This window comes from Floridaenema fluviatile BLCC-F154 (assembly GCF_041929135.1).
Lineage (GTDB): Bacteria > Cyanobacteriota > Cyanobacteriia > Cyanobacteriales > Aerosakkonemataceae > Floridanema > Floridanema fluviatile.
Genome location: NZ_JBHFNS010000069.1, coordinates 59453 through 83610 on the forward strand (window position 1 = coordinate 59453; position 24158 = coordinate 83610).

Here is a 24158-nt window from a genome sequence, read left to right on the forward strand (position 1 = left end):
TCAGCATTAATCTTCGCTACTTTCCCTAGAAGCAGGAAGCAGAATACCTTCCCGCAACAAGGTATCCATAAAATTCTTTCGCAGAATGCGCTGGATCTGAAGATGTTTTCCCGGCTTCACTTTGGTTAAAGTTCGTAACAATAAGTTAGATTCGCCAAGACTTTCTACGCCATCTATTTGTGTAGCTTCGAGTACATCTGGATAATTTGCGTTTAATTGTTGTCCTACCGACTCAATTATTTGATAAACATCAACCAAATTAGAATTATATGGTACGGCAACTTCTACTACAGCAAAGATGTATTCTTTAGAGTAATTAGTAATTGAACCCATCTCGCCATTGCGAATAATCTGTAATTGACCGTTGGGATGTCGGATGCGGGTAGTTCTTAGTTCGATCGCTTCTACAACACCTTCTACTACTTTTTCTTCAGCTTTTCCCGCTTCAATATAGTCCCCGACTAAATAGTAGTTTTCAAACAGAATAAAGAAACCGCTGACTATATCATTTATTAATGCCTGTGCCCCTAAACCTATGGCTATACCAACAATACCTGCACCTGCTAGTATGGGAGTTGGATTAATATCGAGAGTGTAAAGGATGGAAACCCCAACGGTGAAATAAATTAAGTATTGCAATAAACTACGAAACAACGGAATCAAAGTTAAGCGTCTGCTTCTTTGGATATCCGTCAAATTTTGTTCTTTAAATACTATTTCTTCAGCTATTAAATAGATAACTTCAAAAATTACCTGACTTAAGAAAATCATGGCAATGATTTTGATTATTCGCAGACCAAAATCGGACAGGTTGGCGATTAACTGCACCTGCTGAACTACCAATGTAGCGATGCAGACGTAAATGAGAAATTCTAAACATCGCTTCAAAAAGGGGATTAGGTGTTGGAGGCGATCGTAGAATTTTAACCAGTTATCAGAACTAGAGTATTTGGTGGTGAGAGCATCAAAAATATCAACGATCGAAGCCACTGCTTTGAGGATGAGTAATCCCACAGCAGTTATCAAGTATATTCTGAGTGCGATCGACAAATATTCGGAAATTATTGCTGGAAATTGGAGAAACAGAACACAAGAAATGATTACCCACAGCCAAATTCCCCATTTTATTCTTTGATAAAGTGAATGGAAGAAAGCTTCAATAATATCATCGTCTGCGGTACTTCTTTCTATGTTTTTGGCGCGATTACTTACTACTTTCAAAGTATATTTGAGTATTTTTAGAGCGATCGCTGCTACAATTACTGCGCCAATACTTTGAGCAATACCAATTCCCAGTGTCACCCAAAATCCTGCCGGGATTTGCCCAATCAAGTTTAGCGTATATTTTTGCAGGTCTTGACCTTGATAAATCAAGAAACCATTAACACCTACAATCAAAATACACAACACCGCACCAACAAGTAACAATAATCCTGTAATGTTCCGGCGTAGGTTTTTGATCTGGCGATCGGTCAGTTTAAATACTGAATATTTCATCAATAGCTTGGATGATCTATCAACCAGCAGAATTAAGGAGAGAGAAATAATTATTACCAAGCTGACTTCAGCCAAGATAATTAATAAGTTGATCATTTTTTCATTAAGTTTTTTTTTGGCAAAATCGATCTGATTTAGAAGTTAAGGATCGAGCTATCCCCATTCCGCTTCTTGTTTGAATGGGGATAGAGACAAGAAATATTTTGTCAATTATTGGCAGCTTTCTCTGCAAATTTGCGTTTTTCTGGTTCGGTTCTTAGTTCCACATGGAGGAAATCGATGTTTTCTTGTTCGAGTAATTCTAATATTGCTAGATTCAATTGTTTCTCAGCATCAAAGTAGAGATTGTCATCATTTACAAAAGCGATAACTTCAATTACTCTAGCATTCTGTTCAATTTGTTTAAATCGAACTATACATGAAGGAGAAAAGCCTTTAATATTTTTCGGCATTTCTTGAATAGCAGCACAAATTCTCGCTGTTTTAGTTGCGGAAATTCCGTCAATTTTGAGAATTAAATTAACCCCCCACTTTAACTCAGTACCAGGATTTTGTGACCAGTTTTCCACAATTCCCGAAATCATTTTAGAGTTGGGCATTTTCACGATCGAACCCCATTTAACCACATGAAGGGTTGTGGTTCTAAATCCGATCGCCATTATCTGCACAAAACCCTCTAATCCCGATACTCCTACCCAGTCACCTTCTCGATAGAGACCATCGGAGTAAATAATGATCGTACAGAACCAATCATAAACGATATCCTTCAACAGCAAACCTAAAGTGATACCAGCACCACCTAACAACCCAACAAGTGCTGCTGCTGATTGCCCTAAAAATATCTCACTCACTTTAATTGCGAGTACGATAATTGCTGCCGATTGAAAAATTTTCGGCATCAAAGGTCTGAGTAATTCATCGAGTTCAGTTTCAGTATGCAGCATCACATTAGCGATTAGCTGCCCGAAGATTGAAGCACTGCGATAAATAACATAAGCAACTATGAAAAAAACTATTAAGTTGAGAACTTTAGTGATGGTTTCACTTAATTGAGCCCCAATATTTGCGGCTAAAACCTCCTTGACTATCCACAGTCCACCAATCAGAATTAACCAACTTAATGCTGGTTTGACAATCGCAATTAATTCGTCATCAAGTGTACTTTCAGTTTTAGCAGTTAAAACCTCAATGCGTTTAATAATCGCAGCAGTCACAAATCTTCTCAATACCTGTGTTATCGTCAAGATGACAATAACTAAAAGGATTTTGCCGATCGGGATGCCTGAATAATCGATATTTTTTAGCGTATCCCAAACTTGTTCCATGATTTAGTTTTTCTCCTGCTCTATCCCACGTACTACTCAGAATTGGGAAGGAACCAATTGCGGTAATATCTTAATAATATTTTAAGGTCTTTGTCCCAATTCAAGAGTGTTAGTTGTTATTTTTTTGTGAAATAATCATATCACGAAAGCAGCAATAGCGATCGGAGAAAGAATATTTAATTTTTGTCGATCGTCGAGAGAATGATAGACAAGCATTTTGCCTGTCTATCACTAACCTTACTAGTTTTGAACTACTCTAAAACCAGCGTGTTGATAGAAATGGGGACGGAGAATTGATCTTAGACTGAGCGATCGCAAATAACTCATTTTGCTGCTTGACAAAGTATTAAACCAAACCATTTTTGTGGATCAGTAAATACTTTTAGAGTCTTTAATCCTTTAGCATCTAGTTGTTGTTGCACAGTCTCTAAGTCAAACTTCCGAGAAATTTCGGTGAGGATACTTTCCCCTGTTTTCCAGGTAACTTTAAAGTCTAGACTTTCTAAATATACAACATGGCTTTTTTGGCAATGTAAATACATTTCAATTTGATTTTCTTTTTGATTATAAATGGCTTGATGGGTGAACAAATTGGTGTCGAAATTCCCTTGAAAACGCCAGTTTAAATGCTCAAGCATATTTAAATTAAAAGCATCTGTTTTTTATATGAAACAATTAATATTGCTAAATTAGTAATCTATAATAATCATCGTATATTTACTTCATAAGACGGAAAATATTTATATTAGTTTTATTAATCAGTTATCGTTCAATGAACATTCGAGAATTTCAACTTTATTATTGTCTGAATAATGAACAAAATAGAGTATAATATGGCGGCTAATATCTAGAAGCTAGCTAAAGTTGAGCCAATCAGTTAACTTCAGTCGGTTCCTGAAAGGAGTTAGTTTTGTCGAGTTGGGAGAATTACTAAATGCTGGCGATCGCACTTACCGATAAAGCTAAATCTGGAAATACTATGAAGTTTTTATGAAGAACCAATAATGACCGTTAGCAATGATATTTGATGGGCAATACTAAAAGTAGGTAGATACTTTTAGTCGGATTTAGTCGGATGAAAATTAGACTCGGATTAGTTACTATTACTGCTTTAATCGGTTTGACTGCTACAGTTGCTAAAGCTCAACAGCGTCCTAATATGTTTATATTCCTACTCAATATAGACGGGAAAGCAAGATTAGTTGGCTTAGGTGGTAAAGATTTGGGACTAGTATCGAGTGACAAATCTTTAGCGGATAGTATCTGCAATTCACCAAGGGCTAATAGTTCAAAGTCGTCAACTCCTTCCATTTGGAATAGATCTTCACCTTATGGCGATCGCACCAGCAGTACCTCTGCTTACAACCCAAACGCCACCCAACCCCCTGTAATGGTATTTAAAGATGGATCGGCAATTTATGTTTCTAAGAATCCCCGGCTCATAGCAGTCGATCCTGATGTAGTTTATAAAGGGCTTTGCAGACAGCAATAAATTAAAATAATACCTTCTAGTGCAGCAGGGCAAAAACAATAATACTCTTTGTTTGAGAATAGATATAGCCACTGATGTACTCTTTACCATCAGGCAATTATATTTGCATCTACTCTACATCAGTGTGTTAAATTCAGTGGTTTCTAAAAAACTTTTAGAAAGTCAGGTAAAATTTCTATCGAGGGTAATTTTTTATCTGACTGGCTCGATCGCAATACCATAAAAAATTCCTCCTTTATACTAATTCTGATGGACTAGCATTGATAGTACAGGTTATCTTTTGCGTCTAAATTAGGTAGGTTAAGGACAATGGTAAGACTAAAACCTTGGAAAATCGTTTTATTAGCAACGCCGATCGCCACTATTATTGCTTTCCTGATGATAGCAGCAGGGCAACAAATTCACGCTTGGGGCATTAATTGGATTTGGGCAATCTTCACTTTAATTTTGCTTGGTTGGCGTTGGTTGTTGGTAAAATGGACGCAACCTGTGGTAGCGCAGATAGAAACTGTGGTTGCAGAAGTGAACAAAGAATTGGCAGCAGCTTCTGAAGATGCTGTCAGTTTACCCGCGGGAAATGATGCTGTAATTAAAACCGAAGCAGCGTTACAAGAAGTATTAAAAACTGCACAGAACGATCGCCCAGTTTGGGAAGATTGGGGTACTTTTTGGCAACGCTGTCAGGATTTGGTAATTGCGATCGCACATTCCTACAATCCCGAAGTAAAATATCCCTTACTTAACATCTACATTCCCCAAGCTTACTCCTTAATTCGCGGCACAGTAGATGATATGGATCGCTGGATGCAAAAATTGTCACCAGTGTTAAATCAAGTTACCGTAGGACAAGCAGTAGAAGCTTATGAAGTTTATCAAAGATTAGAACCTTCGGCGCGAAAACTTTGGCAAATTTGGAATTGGGCACAATGGATAATTAACCCAGCAGCAGCCTTAGCAAGAGTAGCTAGTCAGCGTTCCAATAATCAAGCAACTCAGCAATTGTTGATAAATTTAGGTCAACTGATGCGAGAAGCTGCTTTGCGAAATTTAGCTCGCCAAGCAATTCAACTTTATAGTGGAATTGCAGCAAATCTTTCCGAAACTGCGATTGTTACACCCACACTTCCCCAAGCAAAAACCCAAACTTTACGAGATATTTTAACTCAAGCCGAACCTGTAGAAAAAGTAGAACAAAAACCCGTAAATATTTTATTAGCGGGAAGAACTGGATCGGGAAAAAGCAGTTTAATTAATACTTTGTTTCAAGCAGATTTAGCGGAAGTTGATGTTTTACCTAGTACAGATCAAATTCAAAGCTATCAATGGCAAACTCAAACCGGAGAAAGTTTAACCCTTTGGGATACTCCCGGTTATGAACAAGTGAAACGGGGAGAGTTCCGCGATTTAGTAATTGATTATGCGACAAATGGCGACCTTTTGTTATTAGTTACTCCCGCTTTAGATCCAGCTTTGCAAATGGATGTAGACTTTCTCAAAGATATTAAAGGAGAAGTTGCAGACATTCCAGTAATTACAATTGTTACTCAGGTCGATCGCTTACGTCCGATTCGCGAATGGCAACCCCCTTATGATTGGCAATGGGGCGAAAAACCAAAAGAAATAGCAATTCGAGAAGCGACTGAATATCGAGTAAAACAATTAGGAGAATTCAGCAAACTAGTTTTACCTGTGGTTACTTCAGATAGCCAAACTAGCCGCCAAGCTTGGAATATTGAGCAGTTATCTTTGGCTTTAGTAAATGCCATTTCTCCCGCCAAACAACTACGTTTAGCCAGATTTTTACGTAACTTAGAAGCGCGAACTCTCGCCGCTGCAAAAATTATCGATCGCTACACTTTCCAGATGACAACAACCCAAGGATTAGCGGCATTTTTGAAAAGTCCAATTCTGCAATTTATCTCTACCATGTCTACTGGATCGCCATCCTTAGCCTTTGTTTTAGCTCAACAAATTCCCGTCGAACAATTACCTGTTGTTATTGGTAAATTGCAAATGGCTTATGATATTTACTCGCTGTTAAATGACAAATCGAAACCGCTTGATTTTGACTTAAGACCACTTTGGTTATTGTTACTAGAAAATTCAGCAGCGCCCGATCGCGACGCTTGGGCATTTGGACATACCTTAGTCGAATTTTGGACAAAAAACCTGACCCTACCACAACTACAAGAACGCTATAATTACTACTTAAATTCTCTGAAACAATAGTAAAATACTCATCGCTTCAGTAACTTAAATTAAGATACACTTTGGCGAAGTTTTTCAGATGAGAGCAAAACTTTTTTCTGAAGGAGACTTTCCAAAGATTGACTATATTTTGACAAGGAAGGAGGAGAATTGAAATTAGGCATTTCTTGCCAACAATGGCGACAGTACCAAAAAATTTGGTTATGACGGATATGCCGCAATAAAGTATGAGAACAACAGGGACAACTTGCCATTTTCTTAGACCTCAAAAACTAACGAGGAAGGATGACAATTGATTTACCAGTAACGATTTTGAGAGTAAGAAGAAGATTTGAAGATTTTTTGAAGATGAGCTAAAAATAACGAGAAAGTTATAAAACTACACAATTGTTTACATGGGCAGCCGAGCAGGGGTGCAGTTTTGAGTTAATTAAATTCCCCCAGTCCCCAATCCCCAATCCCCAGTCCCCAATCCCCAATCCCCAGTCCCCAATCCCCAATCCCCAGTCCCCAGTCCCCAGTCCCCAGTCCCCAGTCCCCAGTCCCCAGTAACTTTAAATAGTCAAAAAACAATCAGTCACTACTGCTAATAAATCATGCTTGGTAAAAGGAGCGATTAAATAATTAGTAATCCCTAGTTCTTTAATCAAAGAAATAGCTTCAAATTCGTAATTAGCAGTGATTAAAAGACTTGGTTTTTGCAAATTATGTAAACTGGATTTGATTCGTTTCAGGAGATCTTCTCGGTGTAGGGAGTAAAAATTTAATTCAAAAATAATTAGATCGAATTTTAAGTTAACAGCTAAATCCAAACCAACAGCAATGTTACTGATTAATGTGATGTTAAATCCATCTACATCTAGAATCTTGGCGATATTTGTGCCAAACTCTAAACTGCTGGAGTAATTATCTTCAATAATTAAAATCGTAGTCACTCTTCCTCTCCTGGGATCTCAACGGCGTTACAGTCTTACTTAGGCTCAAAATTTTTACCAGGGGTTTCTGACTAATAATCTTAGATATATTAATGGATAAACTGCCTCTACAGTCTCAGAAAACACCCGTCAAAGTTTTGTGGATGACTACTGCCAGATTAAAGAGAAAGTTTGAAGAAAATTTGAAGAAAATCTAAAATTTACAAAAATTCAAATTTCCAGCCTAAACTTTGGGCCACCTGCTCAACTAATTTTATAGCGTTAAAAGGTTTAATAATTATGCCAGCAACTTGGGGTAACTGAAGAAACTGCTCTCTTTCAGGAGAAAAATTCCTCGCAGTTAGTAAAAAGACAGGGATTGTCTTCGTTGTCAGATTCTCTTGTAATTTCCGTAACATTTGAATTCCGTTCATTTCTGGCATGGAAATATCTAGCAAAATTGCGTCCAATGGTTCGGAGTTAGCAATACGAAGTCCTTCTAAGCCTGAACCTGCTAGCAACACTTGCCATCCGGCTAACTCTTGCAAACAACTCTTAATCACTTCTTGAATTGCTTCGTCGTCGTCAACTACGAGGATTTTTTTATTCATAATTTAATACACTAGATGTATTTATTACTTTCCTATTAATTAAACATCATAGTTAATTAACTAGGATTGCGTTTTAGGCGGCGAATAATTCGCGTTGCTATTTCAGTTCCCACTACTGATTTGTTAATGTAATCATCTGCGCCAGCAGCAAAAGCTCTTTCTATTTGTTCGCTGCCAGTATGTGAAGAAACAAACAAAATTGGTAGATGATGCCATTGCGGATCGTTGCGAACTACTTGACACAATTCTACACCATTAAAATCAGGCATTTCTAGATCGAGAATCAGTAAATCGGGCGTGCAAGCAGTGAGAATTTGCCAGAATTTTTGGGGATTTTGTAATGTTGTCACTTCTACACCCCAAGTTTTTAAGAGGTTAGAGAGATGGGCTAAGGCGATTTGATCGTCATCGACAATCATGATCCGATTTTTGAAAGTTTTTTGGTGTTGAGCAAGTACTTCGCTAACTACTTTTAGAATTTGATGAGCAGGTAATGGTTTGTGTAAAAAAGCACTGGCTCCTAAGCGAGCAACGGCTAATCGATCGCTCAAAGTTTCTCTACCAGTTAAAGCAATTGCCGGAATTGCAGGAACACGCTCAGTGATTTCTTTTAGTAAGGTAGTGCCATTTTCTCGATCGCTAGGAAAGTTTAAATCTAAGAGAACAACATCAGGTGGTTTTTGGGAAATTAATTTTCGGGCTACAGATAAGTCGGTAGCAATTTCTACTCGTAATCCCCAGGCGATCGCTTCAATTCGCACCCGTTCTGCTAACACCAAATCATCATCCACAATTAAAATTAACGGTGCATAAGAATTCCCTGTGGATGATGCAGGAGAAGTAGATTTTGGTTGCACTTCTTGATATATTGCTGTAGCTAACTCAGAAATTCGCCTGACTTGTTCTGCCTCTAGTTGCAAATAATCTAGTTGTAATAACTCTTCCAACTCCTTAGCTAATCTTGAGCCTTCCATAAACCCAAAAATCCCCAAAGATCCAGCTAATTTGTGCGCCTCGTGTTTAGCCTGTTGCTGTAATTCATCTGTCAAAGTTCCATCTGTTAAAGCAGCTGCCGCTTCTCCGAGTGTAGCGATTTGTCCTAACATTTTGCCTTGAAACTTTTCCCAGACTTTAGAAGTTGCTGCTTCGACTCGCTGACGATAATCAGCACCAGTTTTTGGTTCGGGAATTTCCAAGTTATGAGAAATAGTTGTTTCTGGTTGATAAGCAGGAATTCGCAGTCGATAACCTAAACCATGAACTGTTTCAATCATATCGGTTGCTCCTGCTGCTTTCAGTTTTTGCCGCAAACATTTAACATGAGTACTCACTGTTTCTTCTCCGGGTGCTTCGGCAAAATCCCAGAGGCGATCTAAAATAGCCCGACGACTAAAAATCTGTTTGGGATTGAGTAAAAACAGTTCCAACAAACAATATTCTTTCGGTGTTAAATGTAAGATATTTTTCCCACATTTAACTTCATTATTAACTGAATCAAAGCAGACATTTTCCCAAGTAATTAAAGCCGAAGAAACTACTTTTCCTCGACGCAGTAAAGCCCGAATTCTTGCCATTAATTCTTCAAAATCAAAGGGCTTAACGACATAATCATCTGCTCCCGCATCTAAGCCCATAACTCGATCGGTACTGCTATCTTTGGCAGTTAAAAGTAGAATTGGGTTTTGGTATCCACTAGCGCGAAGTTGCTGACAAACACTGATGCCATCGAGTTTAGGAATGACAATATCTAACAAAATTAAGTCATACTCAAACTCTAAAGCCAAATCCTTAGCTACTACTCCATCGGTAGCTAAGTTAACAGTATAATGATGTGTTGTTAAAGTTTCAGCTAGGGCTGAACTGGTCAAAGAGTCATCTTCGACTAATAAGATTTTCATAAGTTTTTCCTGTTTAATCGAGGGTGCGATATACCTACGGCAGATTATGCCAACGCTCACTGGAAATCTAGTACCACTAGACGGAATTTAAAATTAAAAAATTAAAAGAACCTAAAAAATCCGCTATTCAACGATTTTTAATGGTTGGTTTCCGCTGGCAACACTAGTTATTTATTAAGCTGTCAGCTATCAGCCAATAGCTTAATAAATAGCTCACCCCTTCTGGACGACCTGTTTAAGCCGACTGCTGAGTGCTGAGTACTGGTTACTTTTATTGTCGCTGGTTTTTTAGTAGCTACTGTTACAAAAAAGAATTAATTTAGGATTGCTCAAACCCTTAATATTTATAGATTTGAGCAATTACAGAAAGTTACAATTCAAAAGAAAATCTAAAATTTTGCCAAACTGTGAGATATGGATGAGTTAATTACAATTAATTCATCAATGTCGGCATTTGTACTTATTTTGCGATAGTTTTATTAATTGCTTGTTGACGAAAATATTACAGTTGAGTAAATAGGCACATTAGGCGATCGACGACTTTAGCTAAAATATATTTTTCTTCCACTTTCAACCTGAATAATACAGGAAAAAATGATGAAGTCAAGCACCCATGAAAATGATTTTTATGCTTGGACACAGGAACAAGCACATTTGTTAAAAACTGGACAACTCCAGCAGATCGATCGGCAAAATATAGCCGAAGAACTAGAAGATATGGGATGCTTTGAAAAACGACAATTAGAAAGCAGATTAGAAGTTTTAATCATGCACCTATTAAAATGGCAATTTCAGCCTAACTTACGTTCTCGAAGTTGGGAATTAACCATTAAAGAACAACGCCTCCGTCTAGAAAAACTCCTGCAAAAAAACCCTAGTCTTCAACCTAATTTGACTGAAATTATAGAAGATATTTATCCTTTAGCTACTCTAAGCGCCGAAAGAGAAACTGGTTTATCTTTATTTCCTGAAACTTGTCCTTACACCTTAACAGATATTTTATCACCTGAATTTTTCCCAGAATAAATCTGTTATTTCAATATTGTCACCAATGACAATTAATTTTCTGGAAGGCAATCACTTATACGGCTGCAAATTCGGTAAACTGACGTAAACGGGGTGGATGAAAAGCTAAGACAATATCTTCACGAGGCACTCCTGCTTGTAGCAAATCAGTTGCAACGCCGTCTTCCGTCGAGTCTTCTTCAATCCAGATTTTTTGGTCTTTCAAACGAAGGTGAATGACATTGCGTTTGATGCGGTTATCTTGATGCCACCCCATTTTCAGGAGAAGATATTGATCGCGAATTGGGTCAAATAGTAGAGTAGATTCAATATCAGAGTTACCTGAACCGAGTTTGTGATATTCTTCTAAAATTTTCTGGATTAAGCTTCGGTAGTGGTTGAGTTTATCCATTGTCGAATCACCTCTTGAATTGGATCAAAAATCAATAGGTTGATTTGGGCTGTTTGAAGCATTAATTGAGCGAGTGGGGTTTGAAAATTATTGTGATATATGTCGGCTGGAATTGCCAAATTGCTCTAAATTGTACACAGATACCCAACTTCTTCAAGAAGTCGGGTATCTGACTTGCAGTATTATCACCAACTAAAAATTCAACGGAGAGGGTGGGATTTGAACCCACGGTGACATTGCTGCCACACTTGATTTCAAGTCAAGCGCAATCGACCACTCTGCCACCTCTCCAGGCACATTTGTTTATCTTATCAGAAATAATTACAACTGACTACAGGCAGTTTGAGTTTCCGTTGGGGAAACTTGATACAGTATTTCCTCGGAAATTACGTTATAGTCTTTGTCAACCCAAACTAAGGATGCTTGAGTTACAACACCAGCTTGCAAAGTTACTAAAGAGAAGTTGCGCTTGGTGCGATCGCCTTTGTGGATAATTCTCGGTACACTCGCAGAGTTTAAATACACTGTACCATCGTCACTGATGGAAATCTGAGTGCGTAAGCGGTCTTTGCGATGACGGAGGTGATGGTGCATGTGACCAAAAGTAACTAAGGGAATTGATTTTCCCAGGTTTTTCGCTTGGTCGATCGCATTCGCCAAATCCACATCCCCAAAATCTCCCCCCAAAGGTTCCCAGTCTCTCCCACAAGCATCTTCCGGTCGATCGCCCAACCCCAAAGGCCCATTATGTCCGAGAAAGATAATCGTATTATAAGCAGCTTGATTCACTGCTGCCACAATTCGCTTAGTAGAATCAGCAAAACTAGTCACACCATAGCGTTGAGCGTAAAAATCGGCATTTTTCCAAACCTCGCCGCCCCAACTAAAAGGACGACCGCCCACCACAGTTAAGTTAAACTCAGGAAAATCGAGTTTGCTGTATCCCACATGAGTTTCGCCCAGTAAGTCTAACTGATCTTGAACCCAATCTTCCTGTTCGCGATCGTAAGGACAACGCTGACGACCCCACTCGGTAGCAGTGTACCACGCATCATGATTGCCGAAAATTGCCGCTTTGGGGATATCGAGAGATGCGATCGCCTCCACCACCCCCACCGACTCATTCCCAAAATCCCCGACAAATAGCACCAAGTCCACACCCAAACGGCGCAAAGCCTCTCCATCCGCCGTTTCCCATTGGTCGTGAACATCTCCGACCACTGCAATTTTAACCAGTTGATTTTGATTCCCCAAGATGCCCATGCCTTAATGTATTTTTCTGTCTTTTCTTAGCATATTCAAGCAAGAGCAATTTTGGCAGCTTACTAACTGAAGTAAAAATTTCCTGCATGATTACAAGGCACTATTGTTAAGGTGCGTCAGAAGTTCAAACTGTGATATTCTCGATCGAATCTCTGGTCTGACGCACCCTACAATATAGGCAAGCAAGAGCGATCGGCAAATCAAGCATTATTACAACCTGTCTTTTGACAAGCTAGATAAAACTGCCTAAAGTATTGCCCAATCTAAGCTCCCGGCAAGCAGGTTTAAGATGAAAAGGAAATGGTTGTCTGTAGGAACTGTGGCTCATGGTACTGTAGCCATTGGTGTTTCAGCGCATGGGATTGTGGCGATCGGCGTTTCGACTCATGGAATTGTGTCGATCGGTATAATTTCAATGGGAATTTTTTCCGCAGGATTAGTTTCAATGGGCATACTCAGTGCCGGACTGGTAACAATGGGATTAGCAAGTTTTGGCACACACGCAATGGGATTAATGCGCCACTCCCCCCCAGCACAAGAATTACCCCAACCCATGCCAAACACCCATCAGCATAATCATTAAACTCTTGTAGGGTAGGCATCCTGCCTGCCTTTGAGATTCTTTGTTGGAGAGATCAAACGATCTCCCCAGTACGTAGTTGCGCTTTTGTCAGAGTTTCCGTAATTCTTACTGATACTCTACACCCCCATTTTTAGTAAAATCAACTATAATTAATGAACAGTAACCATAATGTCTTCTTAGTTTAATTAGAAAATAGCTGTGTTTATTACTACATTACCTCTCAAAGAAAATACGCAAAGTTCAGCTATCCCCTATGACTTAGTAGGAGCGATCGAAGCTCTGAAAAAAGAACTGAACGCAGTTGTTCTGGCGCACTACTATCAAGACTCGGAAATTCAAGATGTAGCCGATTATATAGGTGATTCCTTGGAACTGTCCCGCCGAGCCGCCAGTACAAATGCTGACGTAATCGTTTTTGCTGGGGTTCACTTTATGGCAGAAACTGCCAAAATTCTCAACCCCGATAAATTGGTACTTTTACCAGATGTGAATGCTGGGTGTTCGTTGGCGGATAGTTGTCCTCCCGATCGATTCGCTGCTTTTAAAGCTGCACACCCCGAACATTTAGTAATTTCTTACATTAATTGTTCGGCGGAAATTAAAGCAATGAGCGATATTATTTGCACTAGTTCCAATGCGGTGAAAATAGTTAATCAAATTGCCGCAGATCAGCCGATTATTTTTGGGCCCGATCGCAATCTCGGACGCTACGTAATGCAGCAAACCGGAAGAGAAATGTTACTATGGCAAGGTGCTTGTATTGTCCATGAAAACTTTTCCGAAAAGAAGATAATCGAGTTAAAAATTGCTCATCCCCATGCCGAAGTTTTAGCACATCCCGAATGCGAACCGCCAGTTTTACGCCACGCTGATTTTATCGGTTCTACCAGTGCTTTATTGAAATATTCCCACGAAAATCCCGGTCAAGAATTCATCGTCGCAACTGAACCGGGAATTATTCACCAAATGCAAAAACAAGAACCGGAAAAACATTTCATTCCCGCACCACCAATAAACAATTGTGCTTGCAATGAATGTCCATTCATGCGATTAAATACCTTAGAAAAGTTATACTTAGCAATGAAAAATCGCACCCCAGAACTCACCTTACCAGAACATTTGAGAATTGCCGCATTACGACCCATGCAAAGAATGCTAGAAATGAGTTAGCGATCGTTTGTCATTGGTCATTTGCATCCTACAATAAATCTTAACGAACATCTGTGTTCATCTGTGTTTATCTGTGGATATCTGTGGTTAAAAAACAAACTCTCGCATCCCACAAAAAAACCTGCTGAACATCTGTGGTTAAAAATTTCATACGAATGACTAATGACTAACAAAAACCCAAAAAACTGTTTAATAATTTTCACTCGCTACCCCGAAGCAGGAAAAACCAAAACGCGATTAATTCCGGTTCTTGGTGCTGAAGGTGCAGCAAATTTGCATCGACAATTAACGGAAACTGTAATTACTCAAGTTAAAGAACTTCAAAACGTTAGAATTGAAGTGCATTTTACTGGCGGAAACCAACAGTTAATGCAAGCATGGTTAGGAGAAAATTTTACTTATCAACCACAAACTGAAGGTGATTTAGGTCAACGAATGGCGACAGCTTTTCAAACAGCTTTCAACAATGGAATGGAGAAAGCGGTAATTATTGGTTCGGACTGTCCGGCGTTAACTTGCCAACTAATAGAATCAGCATTTACAGAACTTTCTCAAGATGAATTAGTTCTTGGTCGTGCAGCAGATGGCGGTTATTATTTAATTGGGTTAAAGCGATTAATTCCCGAATTGTTTACCGGAATTAATTGGGGAACTTCGGAGGTATTGCAGCAAACTGTGGAAATTGCCAAAAATCTGAAGTTAGCAGTTAGTTATCTTACCACTCTTTCGGATATCGATCGCCCAGAAGACCTAGCAATTTTAGATTTGCGATTTTAGATTTTCGATCGGGGATTTTAAATTGCTGCATCTGTGGTTAATATAAGAAAAGGATCTATTTTTTAGTTGATTAATGGTCAACGATCGAATAAAAATTTCGGTAATCATTCCAGTATTGAATGAAGCGGAAGCAATTAAAAATGTGTTGCTTAATTTACAAACTTATCCTGAATTAGAAGTTATTGTGGTGGATGGGGGAAGCGAAGATGAAACTATTGCTATTGTGAAAGGTTTTGGTTACAAAGTTTTAACTTCTCCTCGCGGACGATCGATCCAAATGAATGCAGGTGCTACAGTTGCAACAGGAAATATTCTCCTATTTTTGCATGGCGATACAATTTTACCTGCTAATTTTCCCTCGATGATTTTAGCAGCAATACAAAAACCGGGAATAGTTGGGGGTGCTTTTGAATTAGCGATCGATGCTAAAGTTAAAGGGATTAGGTTAGTAGAGAAAATGGTGAATTGGCGATCGCACTTTTTCTCCCTACCTTACGGCGATCAAGCTATCTTTATTAAAACAGAAATATTCCGCAAAATAGGCGGTTTTCCCATCCAACCAATTATGGAAGATTTCGTCTTTATCCGCCAACTCAGAAAACTCGGAAAAATTGCCATTATCCCCACACCAGTTATCACATCAGGTCGCCGTTGGCAACAACTTGGCATAGTAAAAACCACTCTAATTAACCAATTAATGATTCTCGGTTATTACCTGGGAATTTCTCCAGAAAAACTAGCAGCTTTTTATCGCAAAAAGCGCAATTAGTGAAGGGAAACAGCAAAGCATTCAGCCGAATGTTTTGCCCCTACTCCAACCTCTTAATTTCTGATGTACGCAAGCTAAATACCACATATAATCTTCTAACTCATAACTAACTGCTTGACCAATATAATCTTGAGATTTTGGCAGATCTCCCTCAGCTTCGTAATACAAACCCAAGTAAAGATTGCTATAAAATTTTCCTTGCTTACCTTCCGAATCTCCAGCAATTAACACATCTTCGATCGAACAATTTCCCGCGAATAAATCATAAATACACCGCATAACTTTTCGCGGATCGTTTCGCACCTCTAATAAAGTATTTTTCGCTTCCTTTACTCCTTGAAACCTAGCAATACAAACATATCGCCACACCGTTTCCTCAACATCGTGAGAATTCACAGTTAAATCTATTTCAAATTGATTTGCACCCTCAGCAAATTTTTCGGCATAATAGTAAGAGAGACCACGTTGCCAAAGATATGGCGTGAGACTTGGGTCTAACTTTTCTCCTGTGTCAAAATCCTCAATAGATTCGGCAATTTTAGCCAACTTAAAATTAGTCATTCCCCGGCGAATATATGCCTTAGCATCTTGAGGATTAGTGCGAATAACATTATTCCACCAGGAAAGTTGTGCTAGCAGTGAAATTTGGCTGTTCATGCAAAGTAATATCAACTGTTAGAATGATTTTAATGTAGGAGGTAATGAGTAAATTGTAAATACTTTGATGTCTGATGGTAACTTAATATTGGAGGAATGAATCATGAACACACCTCAAGAAGATGCAAAACCTGTGGAAATTGAAGTAACTACAGTGGAACCTCAAGCCGAAGACACAAAACAGAATGTTAGGGTAGAAGAGTTTAGTGTTAATGGTGATGCTTTAGTAGGTAAAATTAAAGAATTGATTCACCAAGGTAACATTCGTCGCATCACCATCAAAAATGAAGAAGGACATACATTAATAGAAATTCCTCTAACTATTGGTGTTGTCGGAGGAGTAGTTGGTACGGCAATTTTCCCTCTTGTAGCAGCAATTGGGGCAATTGGGGCATTAGTTGCTCATCTAACAATTGCTATTGAAAAAGTTGAAGACTCTTAAGAGAAACTCGGCTTTTTCAGCGTTAATTTTGGGGTAGGTAGATCCTACCCTATTATTTTTAAATTGATAGCTTTAAAATGCTTTTTGCTACAGTTTCGCTGACAGGCATTACTGATAAACGATTACCTTGTTTCACGACTAAAAGTTCATCGCCCCTAAACTCTTGTTTGAGCTTTTCTAAAGTAATAATTTCGGGGAAAATTTGTTTAAATTCTACAATTACAGTTTGCCAGCGTGGAGATTCAGGAGTAGATTTAGGGTCATAATATTTACTTTTAGAATCGAATTGAGTTGGATCGACAATATTATTTTTGATGACGTGCATTAAGCCAACAATTCCCGGAGGATTGGCGTTAGAATGATAAAAAAATGCTAAATCACCTGGGTTCATTTGGCGGAGGAAGTTTCGCGCTTGATAGTTACGCACACCGTCCCAAATAGTTTGGCGATCGCACTCCAAATCAGCTATACTATAAACCGCTGGTTCCGACTTCATCAACCAATAATTAGTCAAGTTGACCACCTTTTTAAAATCGCGACAATATTTTTACGTTTAAGTTTAATCGTACCATTGTTAAATTAGCAGTAAAAATCTGGGAAAAAAACTATGAATATCACCTGAAAAACTGAACAAGTTGGCGCAATTTAAAAGCATTAATTGAGTTAGAACAAAATGAGATTTAAACAGGAATAAAATATGAGCGATCGACTAACCCAGCAAATCCAATTCATCATCGAAATTGACAAACTAAAAAACATTCTACGCCAAACCAAATTAACCGATAGTTCCCGCCAAGAAAACAGCGCCGAACATTCTTGGCATATAGCAATTATGGCAATAATCTTAGCCGAATATGCGGAACCAGAAGTTGATATTATTAAAGCAATTAAAATGCTCTTGATTCACGATTTAATCGAAATTGATGCTGGGGATACTTTCTGTTACGACGTAAAAGGTAACTTAGACAAAGCAGAAAGAGAACTCCAAGCAGCAACTCGACTTTTTGGTTTGTTACCTCCAGAACAAGCTAAAGAATTACGAAAACTTTGGGAAGAATTTGAGGAATCAAAAACAGAAACTGCCAAATTTGCGATCGCCCTAGATCGCCTACAACCTCTCCTGCAAAATCAACAAAATCAAGGCGGAACTTGGCAAACTCACGGAATTACCGAAAACTTAGTCAGAAAAAGAATGTCTCCTGTACAAGAAGCATCGCCTATTCTCGGTAAACTAGTAGAAGAAATAATTGCTGATTGTATCGCCGCTGGATATTTGAAAAAAGAGCGATTAGCTAATCCCAGATAAATTATATATTTAGCACAAATCCTAGTAACACATCTTTCCATCTTGATTGATAGAATTAGAAAGGTGCGTTAATAACGCACCCTACGCAATGTTAATTTGTTAGGTTTTCTAAAGGAATTCCTAACCAAGCTTGAAAGTTTTGCTGTTGGGTTCGATCGGGATTTTCCACAGCAACAATTTTGTAATTGTTAGGTTGCGGTTCTGTTAAAGTAATGGGGAGAGTTTGCAATTCATCTTGATGGAAAATTGACAGATGAATTGTATCTCCGGGTTGATAATCTTTTAGCCTTTCGTTTAGTTGATCTGCATTGACTCGCATTCCATCAATAGCTAATAATTCATCATCCGTACTAACGCCAGCTAGTTGTGCAGGTGAACCAAATTCGACAAATTCAATTTTTTGTTTGCCATTTTGGAATTTGGCTTTTAAGCCAATATAGGGAGGTTGATTTGCATCAATATCAGCTTGTAAACGTAACCCAAAAGGTGCTAAATATTCATCAAAAGGTAACTCTTCAATACCATCAATGTAGCTGGCAAAAAAGTCACTTAAATCTTTTCCGGCTACTAATTCGATCGCCTCTTGCAACTGTTCACCTGTAAACCCAATTTCCCCCTTACCAAAATTCTCCCACATATAGCGCATTACATCATCAAGCGATCGCTCATTCCCCTGTCTCTCCCGAATCAGCAAATCCAACAAAAATGAAACCAATTCCCCTTTCAAATAATAGGAGATTTGACAATTATCACTATTCGCATCTCGGCGATAAAGCTTAATCCAAGCATCAAAACTCGACTCACTCAAAGGCTGAACTTTTCGACCTGGTTTAGTCTGCAACAAAGTAACTTCTTTGCTTAAATTCTGCAAAAAAGTCTGAGCATCATAGATTCCCGCACGCATCGGAATCTGTAAATCATAATAACTAGTTGTGCCTTCAGAAAACCAAAGAGAAGGAGTGTAATTTTCGCGATCGTAATCAAACTTTTCCAAACCTTTCGGACGTAACCTTTTCACATTCCACAAATGAAAAAACTCATGCGCCACCAACTGCATGAAACTTTCATACTTCTCCTGTTTGCGGAAATTAAACCGGGGATAAATTAACGAACAAGCATATTTATGTTCCAAACCCCCACCCGCACTGGGCGACAAATGCAGCAAAAACAAATACCTTTCATAAGGCAAACCACCAAAAATTCCGGCTTCTACCTCAATGATTTTTTTAATATCCTCAATCATCCGTTCTGGTTCAGCATTCCCCTTACCCCAAATCGCTAACTCATGGAACTTACCTAAAGCTTCAAATTGATAAAATTGATGAGTACCAACTTCAAACGGACTATCCACCAAAGTATCAAAATCTGCCGCTACAAAAGTATTTTCTATCCCTGGAACCACAGGTAAAGGCGTTGCAACTTGCCAATCTGCTTGAGGCGGAATAATCGTAATAGTAATTTCTTGCTCGGTAAAATCCGGGATATAAAAACACAGTGCCGCCGGATTAAAATAACCATGAGAACAATCTAAATGATTAGTTCTTACCGATAACTCATTGGCAAAAATCCGATATTGTACCGTAACTTCGTAAACTCCATTTGTTCCCACTTGCCAATGATTTTTCGCCAACTTTCGCCAAGGCAAAATTGTGTTTCCTGCTTGGACAGAAAAATCTTGCAAATTTTTGGCATACTCGCGCACTAAATAAGAACCGGGAGTCCAAACCGGGAGTTTTAAATCTAAAACCGATCCCGACCATCCCGAAATTTGTAAACTCACCTCAAACAGATGTGAACTAGGTTGAGGCATAGCAACTTGAAAGTGAATTTTCGGTGTAGAGCGTGGTAAATTGCTAGGGCGAATAGTAGTTGCTTCGGTCATGGTAATTGAAAATTGATAATGTTTATTTACTTAGTTAAAAATGGCAATCAATATTTTGAAAGAGGAGAAAATTGCGCTAATCCTCTCCCCTACCCCTTGACTGCCTTCATAACTTATGACAGTTGACTAGATTTTTCCCGCTAGGTGCGCCAACTGCTTAAGATTGATTAAATGGATAACTTGACGTGATGGGTCGATTTTAATCCAACCCTTACTATCTAACTTTTCCATAATCTTAGTAGTTTCCTCGACACCTATATCAGCCACATCAGCCAAGTCTTTAAACGGAATATTATAAATTTCCGTTCCTTTGTCTGTGGCTTGACCATAGTTTTCTCCCATAGAAACCAAACTGTTAGCCAATTTAACTGCGGGGGGTTGATGACGTAGTTGAAAACGAATATTCATCTGGCGCAGTCTTCTGACCATCAGTTGCAGCATTCTATGATGTAGCTGCGGGTCTTTAAACAAAGTTTGGATAAATCGCTGCGCGTGAACGCTAAGTAGACGTACCGAGGACAGGGCAATCACATCTGTAGAACGCGGAGATTCATCGAGAATCGCCATTTCTCCAAAAAAGTCGCCCTGTCCCAGAATTGCCAGCGAGCTCCCGTCTTCGCCAACAATCCGGCGGACTTTCACCCAACCGGATAGCACGAAGTAAACCGCATTACCCCAAGCATCTTCCATAAGAACTGCTCTGCCAGCGGGATATTCGTGCTCGTCGGCAACCGATAGCAACCATTCTAAGGTCTCTGGATTGACCGTATTGAAAAGCGGAAAAAGTTCACTAAAATCTTCAGTCTGCATGAAAGATCTTAAAATCACTAAACCAGTATCGCAGCAATAAAAATCTTCTCCTTGGTTGAACAAGGGCTGCTTTCCTGGTAGAAACAATTGGCAATTACCATCGTAGTCTAGGGACGGGTAATTTAGGTTCGATCGATTATACTGAATTTCTTACTGACAGTAAAAAACAGCAACCTTCTTGGGAACTACTGCTAGCTGTGACTGTTTTTCTTGGCTTGAGCTTGAACAATTCTTAAATATTTAATTTGTGCTTCAACATTCTGAAGTAATTCATCTAAAGCTGGTAGAGCGTCTAGCTTGTCTGTATTCAAGCTGGGATCGAGATTAGTCCTTTCGCGAATTTCATTAACTTTTTGTTGCAACTGCTGAGCAATATTCAAGGCATCCCGACTCAAATTTTCCAGCTGTTGCTGTTGATAAAATTTCAAAGCTGCGCCCCTTAGTACTTGTAGGGTTGCTTCTTCGCCATAAGTACCTGGCATCACTCGCAGGCGTAGCAGCAAGCGGTTTTGCTTGTAAATCCGTTCAATTTCGGCTTGCTTGGGTTTTTCCACTGCTAACATTGGCAAGTGGGTTAAACGCTTCAATTCTTGAATTAATCCCTGGAGAATTGAGGTGTTTACGCCTTCTAAGACTAACTGAAGAACTCCGTTTTGGCTCCAGAGAATCCGTCCTTTATCGCTGTGATTTTCTAAATATAACCGTCCAATTCCTCCCGCCAATACTCTAGCCAGTAATTCGTTGAGTAAAATTTTTGGTGGCAGTTCCGCCAAGACTTCGATCGGACTAGATAAGTATTGAGCTTCTACCTCCAAAGTTGGTAAACTTAAACCTCCACTGGGGGCAGCAGGTGGAGTTGGCGCTTTCCGCTTTCCTGTCGGACTGGCAGATAGCGGTTTCTGCGCTGTCAAATTTTGGGAAATAGTTGGTGCTGAAGTTATTGCTGAGGGAGCTTTTTCTTGAATATACTCGCTAGCTGATTCTTCATCATCTAAAATCAGCGTTGGTTTATTATCTTGATTTGACTTTTGGGTAGGGATTTCTGACTGCTCTATGCTAGTTACTGTTTGCTTTAGTTGTCCGGTGTGGCTTAAGTAAGCTGAGAGCAATGCTTGGTGATTTTTCGCGGAAAGTGGCTGTGGGATTAATGAACAATTCATGTAAGCCAAAATCCGGCGAACATAATCCAGGGCTTCTGTATCATTCGTATCTACCATGCCTAAGTTTAAGCGAGTTCCCTCTAGAGAAAGAGGAACCACTTGATGATATAAACAAGCTTCAAAGGGAAGAATACCATCAATCAGGCGGAACATTGCTTCATCTGTGTGAAACTGGTCATCTTTCATCGATGAAAAAGTCTCTCCCTGAGTGTTGATGTGCTTGCTCTTTACAGAGTTAATTTGTGCGGGTAGCATAAATATTTACTTTGACCTGGATTATTTTTTCTAATTTGTTCCCATTTCTTTTCCCTGTTATTGTTGCTTCAGCTTTTTAATTTAGCTTTGGAGAAATGCTAGAAGAGCATTACTTCAAATTTCTCCTGCCAAATGAGTTGAGAGGAGTGGGTAAGCTGAGAAATGACAACTGTTTCAGGTCTGCCAAAAGCCGATTACAGATTACCTGTTAACTTTAAAGTAGTTTTTCCTGAATTACTCAGGAAAAATACTTAATTAAGTATCAGGTGATGATACACCCTGCTAATTAAAAGATATTATAACTTTTGTCTTTTGATACTGTATGGCTCTAGTTAACAATCGCAAATATTTCCCTCGTCTTGTTCTTTAGCTCAAAATCAAAGTTCTTCCGGGAATTTTTACATTTCTTTACTAAGCATTGCGTATTTCTTGGGCGGCTAGATAAATTTTGCTCCATTCCCCCATTACTTGATTAGTTTTCAGGTTTAAGTCTTGGGCTACAGCTTCTAAGGTTTTCCCAGTGGTTAAGTTGTCTAAGAGTCGGCGTTGTTCTGGTGTTAAACTATTCCGATATTCTTGCCACTGGCTTGGGGTTAAGCCAAGACGATGTTCTTCTAGAGAGGTTTCTAACCAGGTGGAAACTAGTTCTGGTTGTACTTTCAGGGCAAAAACTTTGATGGCATGGTAGCTGATTTTTTCCCGGAGGCGATAGATTTCTTTAATTGGTTTGTTTAAAGCACGGGCGATTTCTTCTTGGGATCTGCCTTGTAGGTACAGCTTCAGCCATTCTGAGGCTACCGAATCAATATTTTTCGCTAAATAGGTTTCAAATTCTGTTTTGACGGCAGTACGGGCAGTTTGTTTTTCTTCCCATTCTTGGTTTTCTTGGTATTGGGCGATCGCTTGATTATCCAATAAACTAATTGGATTTTCGGCTTCTTCGGGTACGACTTCTTCCGAAACTAAGCGTACTAAGTCTCCGGTTGGTACTTGGGTGATTCCGCCTCGTTGGGAACGGCGCAAATAATTAACAAAACGATACAGTAGTAATGGTTGGTTGCGAATCGGGCGCATACAGTACTCTTCGGTGCTGGTTAATAACAGCGTGTTTCGCAATCTGGAATCTGTGGTACATTCTCTTATCCAGCCAATTTGCTCTTGGAGGTAGCGATCGGATTGTAATAATTCTTGAATTACTTCTTGGAGAACATCAACCACTGCTCTTTGCCGATCGCGACTTAAAGCCACCCAAGTCTTAATTTTATTGCGAAGCATGACCAAAGAACCCAAGCGAGTCATTAAATTTTTATATGCTCTTTCTGGCCCTACTCCTAAGTACCGATGGTGTAAAATTCGGTAGCGATAGTCTATTGCTTGTCTGGCAATTGCTAACTGATTTGGTGGTAGCGTTTCGTAACGCTCTAAATCTTTTCCCAATAACCATTTAATAATACTCTCTTGAGTTTGTTGGCTGATGTTTTCACAGTCCATTTGCAGCTGCTTTCGCAATTCATTTGTTAGTTTTTCAGCTATTAACATGGACTCTAGCTCCTCAATTCCCTATAACGAAAGTGTGCCCCCTATCTGACTCAAAGCGTTCACCCATAATGGGTAGTGTTTACCTTTGAGAGATATTTTTCTTGACGACAGGTGAAGTGAACCAATTTTACCCACAGGTTTTTCAAGTATATTTTCTCTACTTGTTTAATTGCCACAGGTGTT

General features: G+C 39.1%; 24 protein-coding genes, 1 tRNA gene and 1 pseudogene. 9 read left to right on the forward strand and 17 right to left on the reverse strand.

Going from position 1 to position 24158, the window contains the following annotated elements; genetic code table 11:
- Positions 1–6: 6 nt before the first annotated feature.
- From ACE1B6_RS17835 to ACE1B6_RS17845, 3 genes and pseudogenes are all read right to left on the reverse strand, one after another.
- Positions 7–1593: a mechanosensitive ion channel family protein gene (locus ACE1B6_RS17835; protein WP_413258601.1), complete on the reverse strand. Its 1587-nt coding sequence runs from the start codon at positions 1591–1593 to the stop codon at positions 7–9.
- Between the two features lie 110 nt (positions 1594–1703).
- Positions 1704–2822, reverse strand: coding sequence for a mechanosensitive ion channel family protein (locus tag ACE1B6_RS17840; protein WP_413258602.1), 1119 nt, complete (start codon positions 2820–2822; stop codon positions 1704–1706).
- Positions 2823–3145: 323 nt separating this feature from the next.
- A pseudogene (locus tag ACE1B6_RS17845) lies at positions 3146–3481 on the reverse strand (L-histidine N(alpha)-methyltransferase); the annotation flags it as partial.
- Positions 3482–3897: 416 nt separating this feature from the next.
- Between ACE1B6_RS17845 and ACE1B6_RS17850 the strand changes: the two are divergent.
- A complete protein-coding gene (locus ACE1B6_RS17850; protein WP_413258603.1) occupies positions 3898–4314 on the forward strand; it encodes a hypothetical protein in 417 nt (138 codons plus the stop codon).
- 309 nt (positions 4315–4623) lie between these two features.
- Positions 4624–6543, forward strand: a complete 1920-nt coding sequence (locus tag ACE1B6_RS17855; protein ID WP_413258604.1) for a GTPase family protein — start codon at positions 4624–4626, stop codon at positions 6541–6543.
- A 29-nt stretch (positions 6544–6572) separates the two neighbouring features.
- Here the strand turns inward: ACE1B6_RS17855 and ACE1B6_RS17860 are convergent, their stop codons facing one another.
- From ACE1B6_RS17860 to ACE1B6_RS17875, 4 genes are all read right to left on the reverse strand, one after another.
- The gene (locus tag ACE1B6_RS17860; RefSeq protein WP_413258605.1) at positions 6573–6776 is read right to left on the reverse strand and encodes a hypothetical protein; all 204 of its coding nucleotides are present in this window, start codon (positions 6774–6776) and stop codon (positions 6573–6575) included.
- A gap of 300 nt (positions 6777–7076) precedes the next feature.
- Positions 7077–7457, reverse strand: a complete 381-nt coding sequence (locus ACE1B6_RS17865) for a response regulator (protein WP_413258606.1) — start codon at positions 7455–7457, stop codon at positions 7077–7079.
- 200 nt (positions 7458–7657) lie between these two features.
- Positions 7658–8047, reverse strand: a complete 390-nt coding sequence (locus ACE1B6_RS17870; RefSeq protein ID WP_413258607.1) for a response regulator — start codon at positions 8045–8047, stop codon at positions 7658–7660.
- 56 nt (positions 8048–8103) lie between these two features.
- On the reverse strand, positions 8104–9945 hold the full coding sequence (locus tag ACE1B6_RS17875) for a response regulator (RefSeq protein WP_413258608.1): 1842 nt from the start codon (positions 9943–9945) through the stop codon (positions 8104–8106).
- A 597-nt stretch (positions 9946–10542) separates the two neighbouring features.
- Here ACE1B6_RS17875 and ACE1B6_RS17880 point away from each other — a divergent pair.
- The gene (locus ACE1B6_RS17880; protein ID WP_459563052.1) at positions 10543–10971 is read left to right on the forward strand and encodes a DUF29 domain-containing protein; all 429 of its coding nucleotides are present in this window, start codon (positions 10543–10545) and stop codon (positions 10969–10971) included.
- Positions 10972–11026: 55 nt separating this feature from the next.
- Here the strand turns inward: ACE1B6_RS17880 and ACE1B6_RS17885 are convergent, their stop codons facing one another.
- The 4 genes from ACE1B6_RS17885 to ACE1B6_RS17900 form a co-directional block, all read right to left on the reverse strand.
- The gene (locus tag ACE1B6_RS17885; RefSeq protein WP_413258610.1) at positions 11027–11362 is read right to left on the reverse strand and encodes a XisI protein; all 336 of its coding nucleotides are present in this window, start codon (positions 11360–11362) and stop codon (positions 11027–11029) included.
- Positions 11332–11481, reverse strand: coding sequence for an element excision factor XisH family protein (locus tag ACE1B6_RS17890; protein WP_413258611.1), 150 nt, complete (start codon positions 11479–11481; stop codon positions 11332–11334). The genes ACE1B6_RS17885 and ACE1B6_RS17890 overlap by 31 nt, the downstream gene beginning before the upstream one ends.
- Positions 11482–11566: 85 nt before the next feature.
- Positions 11567–11653 (reverse strand) — tRNA-Ser (locus ACE1B6_RS17895).
- 30 nt (positions 11654–11683) lie between these two features.
- Positions 11684–12625: a TIGR04168 family protein gene (locus ACE1B6_RS17900; RefSeq protein WP_413258612.1), complete on the reverse strand. Its 942-nt coding sequence runs from the start codon at positions 12623–12625 to the stop codon at positions 11684–11686.
- A gap of 289 nt (positions 12626–12914) precedes the next feature.
- Here ACE1B6_RS17900 and ACE1B6_RS17905 point away from each other — a divergent pair, with 289 nt between their 5' ends.
- The 4 genes from ACE1B6_RS17905 (at position 12915) to ACE1B6_RS17920 (ending at position 15924) form a co-directional block, all read left to right on the forward strand.
- On the forward strand, positions 12915–13208 hold the full coding sequence (locus ACE1B6_RS17905) for a hypothetical protein (protein WP_413258613.1): 294 nt from the start codon (positions 12915–12917) through the stop codon (positions 13206–13208).
- A 198-nt stretch (positions 13209–13406) separates the two neighbouring features.
- Positions 13407–14378, forward strand: coding sequence for a quinolinate synthase NadA (gene nadA / locus ACE1B6_RS17910; RefSeq protein ID WP_413258614.1), 972 nt, complete (start codon positions 13407–13409; stop codon positions 14376–14378).
- A 162-nt stretch (positions 14379–14540) separates the two neighbouring features.
- On the forward strand, positions 14541–15155 hold the full coding sequence (locus tag ACE1B6_RS17915) for a TIGR04282 family arsenosugar biosynthesis glycosyltransferase (protein WP_413258615.1): 615 nt from the start codon (positions 14541–14543) through the stop codon (positions 15153–15155).
- Between the two features lie 73 nt (positions 15156–15228).
- A complete protein-coding gene (locus ACE1B6_RS17920; RefSeq protein ID WP_413258616.1) occupies positions 15229–15924 on the forward strand; it encodes a TIGR04283 family arsenosugar biosynthesis glycosyltransferase in 696 nt (231 codons plus the stop codon).
- Between the two features lie 21 nt (positions 15925–15945).
- On the opposite strand, the gene ACE1B6_RS17925 is transcribed toward ACE1B6_RS17920, so the two are convergent.
- Positions 15946–16581 carry a tetratricopeptide repeat protein gene (locus tag ACE1B6_RS17925; protein ID WP_413258617.1) on the reverse strand — a complete coding sequence of 212 codons (636 nt, stop codon included), beginning with the start codon at positions 16579–16581 and terminating at the stop codon, positions 15946–15948.
- Positions 16582–16684: 103 nt separating this feature from the next.
- On the opposite strand from ACE1B6_RS17925, the gene ACE1B6_RS17930 reads away from it, so the two are divergent.
- On the forward strand, positions 16685–17023 hold the full coding sequence (locus tag ACE1B6_RS17930; RefSeq protein WP_413258618.1) for a DUF4342 domain-containing protein: 339 nt from the start codon (positions 16685–16687) through the stop codon (positions 17021–17023).
- A 58-nt stretch (positions 17024–17081) separates the two neighbouring features.
- On the opposite strand, the gene ACE1B6_RS17935 is transcribed toward ACE1B6_RS17930, so the two are convergent.
- Positions 17082–17519 (reverse strand): EVE domain-containing protein, encoded by a 438-nt coding sequence (locus ACE1B6_RS17935; RefSeq protein ID WP_413258629.1) that lies wholly within the window; start codon positions 17517–17519, stop codon positions 17082–17084.
- A 201-nt stretch (positions 17520–17720) separates the two neighbouring features.
- On the opposite strand from ACE1B6_RS17935, the gene ACE1B6_RS17940 reads away from it, so the two are divergent.
- Positions 17721–18329 (forward strand): HD domain-containing protein, encoded by a 609-nt coding sequence (locus ACE1B6_RS17940; protein WP_413258619.1) that lies wholly within the window; start codon positions 17721–17723, stop codon positions 18327–18329.
- A 91-nt stretch (positions 18330–18420) separates the two neighbouring features.
- Here the strand turns inward: ACE1B6_RS17940 and ACE1B6_RS17945 are convergent, their stop codons facing one another.
- The 4 genes from ACE1B6_RS17945 to ACE1B6_RS17960 all read right to left on the reverse strand — a co-directional run bounded on the left by ACE1B6_RS17945 (position 18421) and on the right by ACE1B6_RS17960 (position 23975).
- Complete coding sequence (locus tag ACE1B6_RS17945) at positions 18421–20211, reverse strand: M61 family metallopeptidase (RefSeq protein WP_413258620.1); 1791 nt, start codon at positions 20209–20211, stop codon at positions 18421–18423.
- A 126-nt stretch (positions 20212–20337) separates the two neighbouring features.
- Positions 20338–21021, reverse strand: a complete 684-nt coding sequence (locus ACE1B6_RS17950) for a Crp/Fnr family transcriptional regulator (RefSeq protein ID WP_413258630.1) — start codon at positions 21019–21021, stop codon at positions 20338–20340.
- 191 nt (positions 21022–21212) lie between these two features.
- Positions 21213–22367 (reverse strand): ATPase, T2SS/T4P/T4SS family, encoded by a 1155-nt coding sequence (locus ACE1B6_RS17955; RefSeq protein ID WP_413258621.1) that lies wholly within the window; start codon positions 22365–22367, stop codon positions 21213–21215.
- A gap of 480 nt (positions 22368–22847) precedes the next feature.
- Positions 22848–23975: a HetZ-related protein 2 gene (locus tag ACE1B6_RS17960; protein ID WP_413258622.1), complete on the reverse strand. Its 1128-nt coding sequence runs from the start codon at positions 23973–23975 to the stop codon at positions 22848–22850.
- Positions 23976–24158 lie beyond the last annotated feature (183 nt).

Excerpts from the sequence above, each read along its gene's own strand:
- ACE1B6_RS17835 (WP_413258601.1), bottom strand. The coding sequence starts at position 1,593 with ATGATCAACTTATTAATTATCTTGGCTGAAGTCAGCTTGGTAATAATT.
- ACE1B6_RS17840 (WP_413258602.1), bottom strand. The coding sequence starts at position 2,822 with ATGGAACAAGTTTGGGATACGCTAAAAAATATCGATTATTCAGGCATC.
- ACE1B6_RS17850 (WP_413258603.1), top strand. The coding sequence starts at position 3,898 with ATGAAAATTAGACTCGGATTAGTTACTATTACTGCTTTAATCGGTTTG.
- ACE1B6_RS17855 (WP_413258604.1), top strand. The coding sequence starts at position 4,624 with ATGGTAAGACTAAAACCTTGGAAAATCGTTTTATTAGCAACGCCGATC.
- ACE1B6_RS17860 (WP_413258605.1), bottom strand. The coding sequence starts at position 6,776 with ATGGCAAGTTGTCCCTGTTGTTCTCATACTTTATTGCGGCATATCCGT.
- ACE1B6_RS17870 (WP_413258607.1), bottom strand. The coding sequence starts at position 8,047 with ATGAATAAAAAAATCCTCGTAGTTGACGACGACGAAGCAATTCAAGAA.
- ACE1B6_RS17875 (WP_413258608.1), bottom strand. The coding sequence starts at position 9,945 with ATGAAAATCTTATTAGTCGAAGATGACTCTTTGACCAGTTCAGCCCTA.
- ACE1B6_RS17880 (WP_459563052.1), top strand. The coding sequence starts at position 10,543 with ATGAAGTCAAGCACCCATGAAAATGATTTTTATGCTTGGACACAGGAA.
- ACE1B6_RS17885 (WP_413258610.1), bottom strand. The coding sequence starts at position 11,362 with ATGGATAAACTCAACCACTACCGAAGCTTAATCCAGAAAATTTTAGAA.
- ACE1B6_RS17900 (WP_413258612.1), bottom strand. The coding sequence starts at position 12,625 with ATGGGCATCTTGGGGAATCAAAATCAACTGGTTAAAATTGCAGTGGTC.
- ACE1B6_RS17905 (WP_413258613.1), top strand. The coding sequence starts at position 12,915 with ATGAAAAGGAAATGGTTGTCTGTAGGAACTGTGGCTCATGGTACTGTA.
- ACE1B6_RS17915 (WP_413258615.1), top strand. The coding sequence starts at position 14,541 with ATGACTAACAAAAACCCAAAAAACTGTTTAATAATTTTCACTCGCTAC.
- ACE1B6_RS17920 (WP_413258616.1), top strand. The coding sequence starts at position 15,229 with ATGGTCAACGATCGAATAAAAATTTCGGTAATCATTCCAGTATTGAAT.
- ACE1B6_RS17925 (WP_413258617.1), bottom strand. The coding sequence starts at position 16,581 with ATGAACAGCCAAATTTCACTGCTAGCACAACTTTCCTGGTGGAATAAT.
- ACE1B6_RS17930 (WP_413258618.1), top strand. The coding sequence starts at position 16,685 with ATGAACACACCTCAAGAAGATGCAAAACCTGTGGAAATTGAAGTAACT.
- ACE1B6_RS17935 (WP_413258629.1), bottom strand. The coding sequence starts at position 17,519 with ATGAAGTCGGAACCAGCGGTTTATAGTATAGCTGATTTGGAGTGCGAT.
- ACE1B6_RS17940 (WP_413258619.1), top strand. The coding sequence starts at position 17,721 with ATGAGCGATCGACTAACCCAGCAAATCCAATTCATCATCGAAATTGAC.
- ACE1B6_RS17945 (WP_413258620.1), bottom strand. The coding sequence starts at position 20,211 with ATGACCGAAGCAACTACTATTCGCCCTAGCAATTTACCACGCTCTACA.
- ACE1B6_RS17950 (WP_413258630.1), bottom strand. The coding sequence starts at position 21,021 with ATGCAGACTGAAGATTTTAGTGAACTTTTTCCGCTTTTCAATACGGTC.
- ACE1B6_RS17955 (WP_413258621.1), bottom strand. The coding sequence starts at position 22,367 with ATGAAAGATGACCAGTTTCACACAGATGAAGCAATGTTCCGCCTGATT.
- ACE1B6_RS17960 (WP_413258622.1), bottom strand. The coding sequence starts at position 23,975 with ATGTTAATAGCTGAAAAACTAACAAATGAATTGCGAAAGCAGCTGCAA.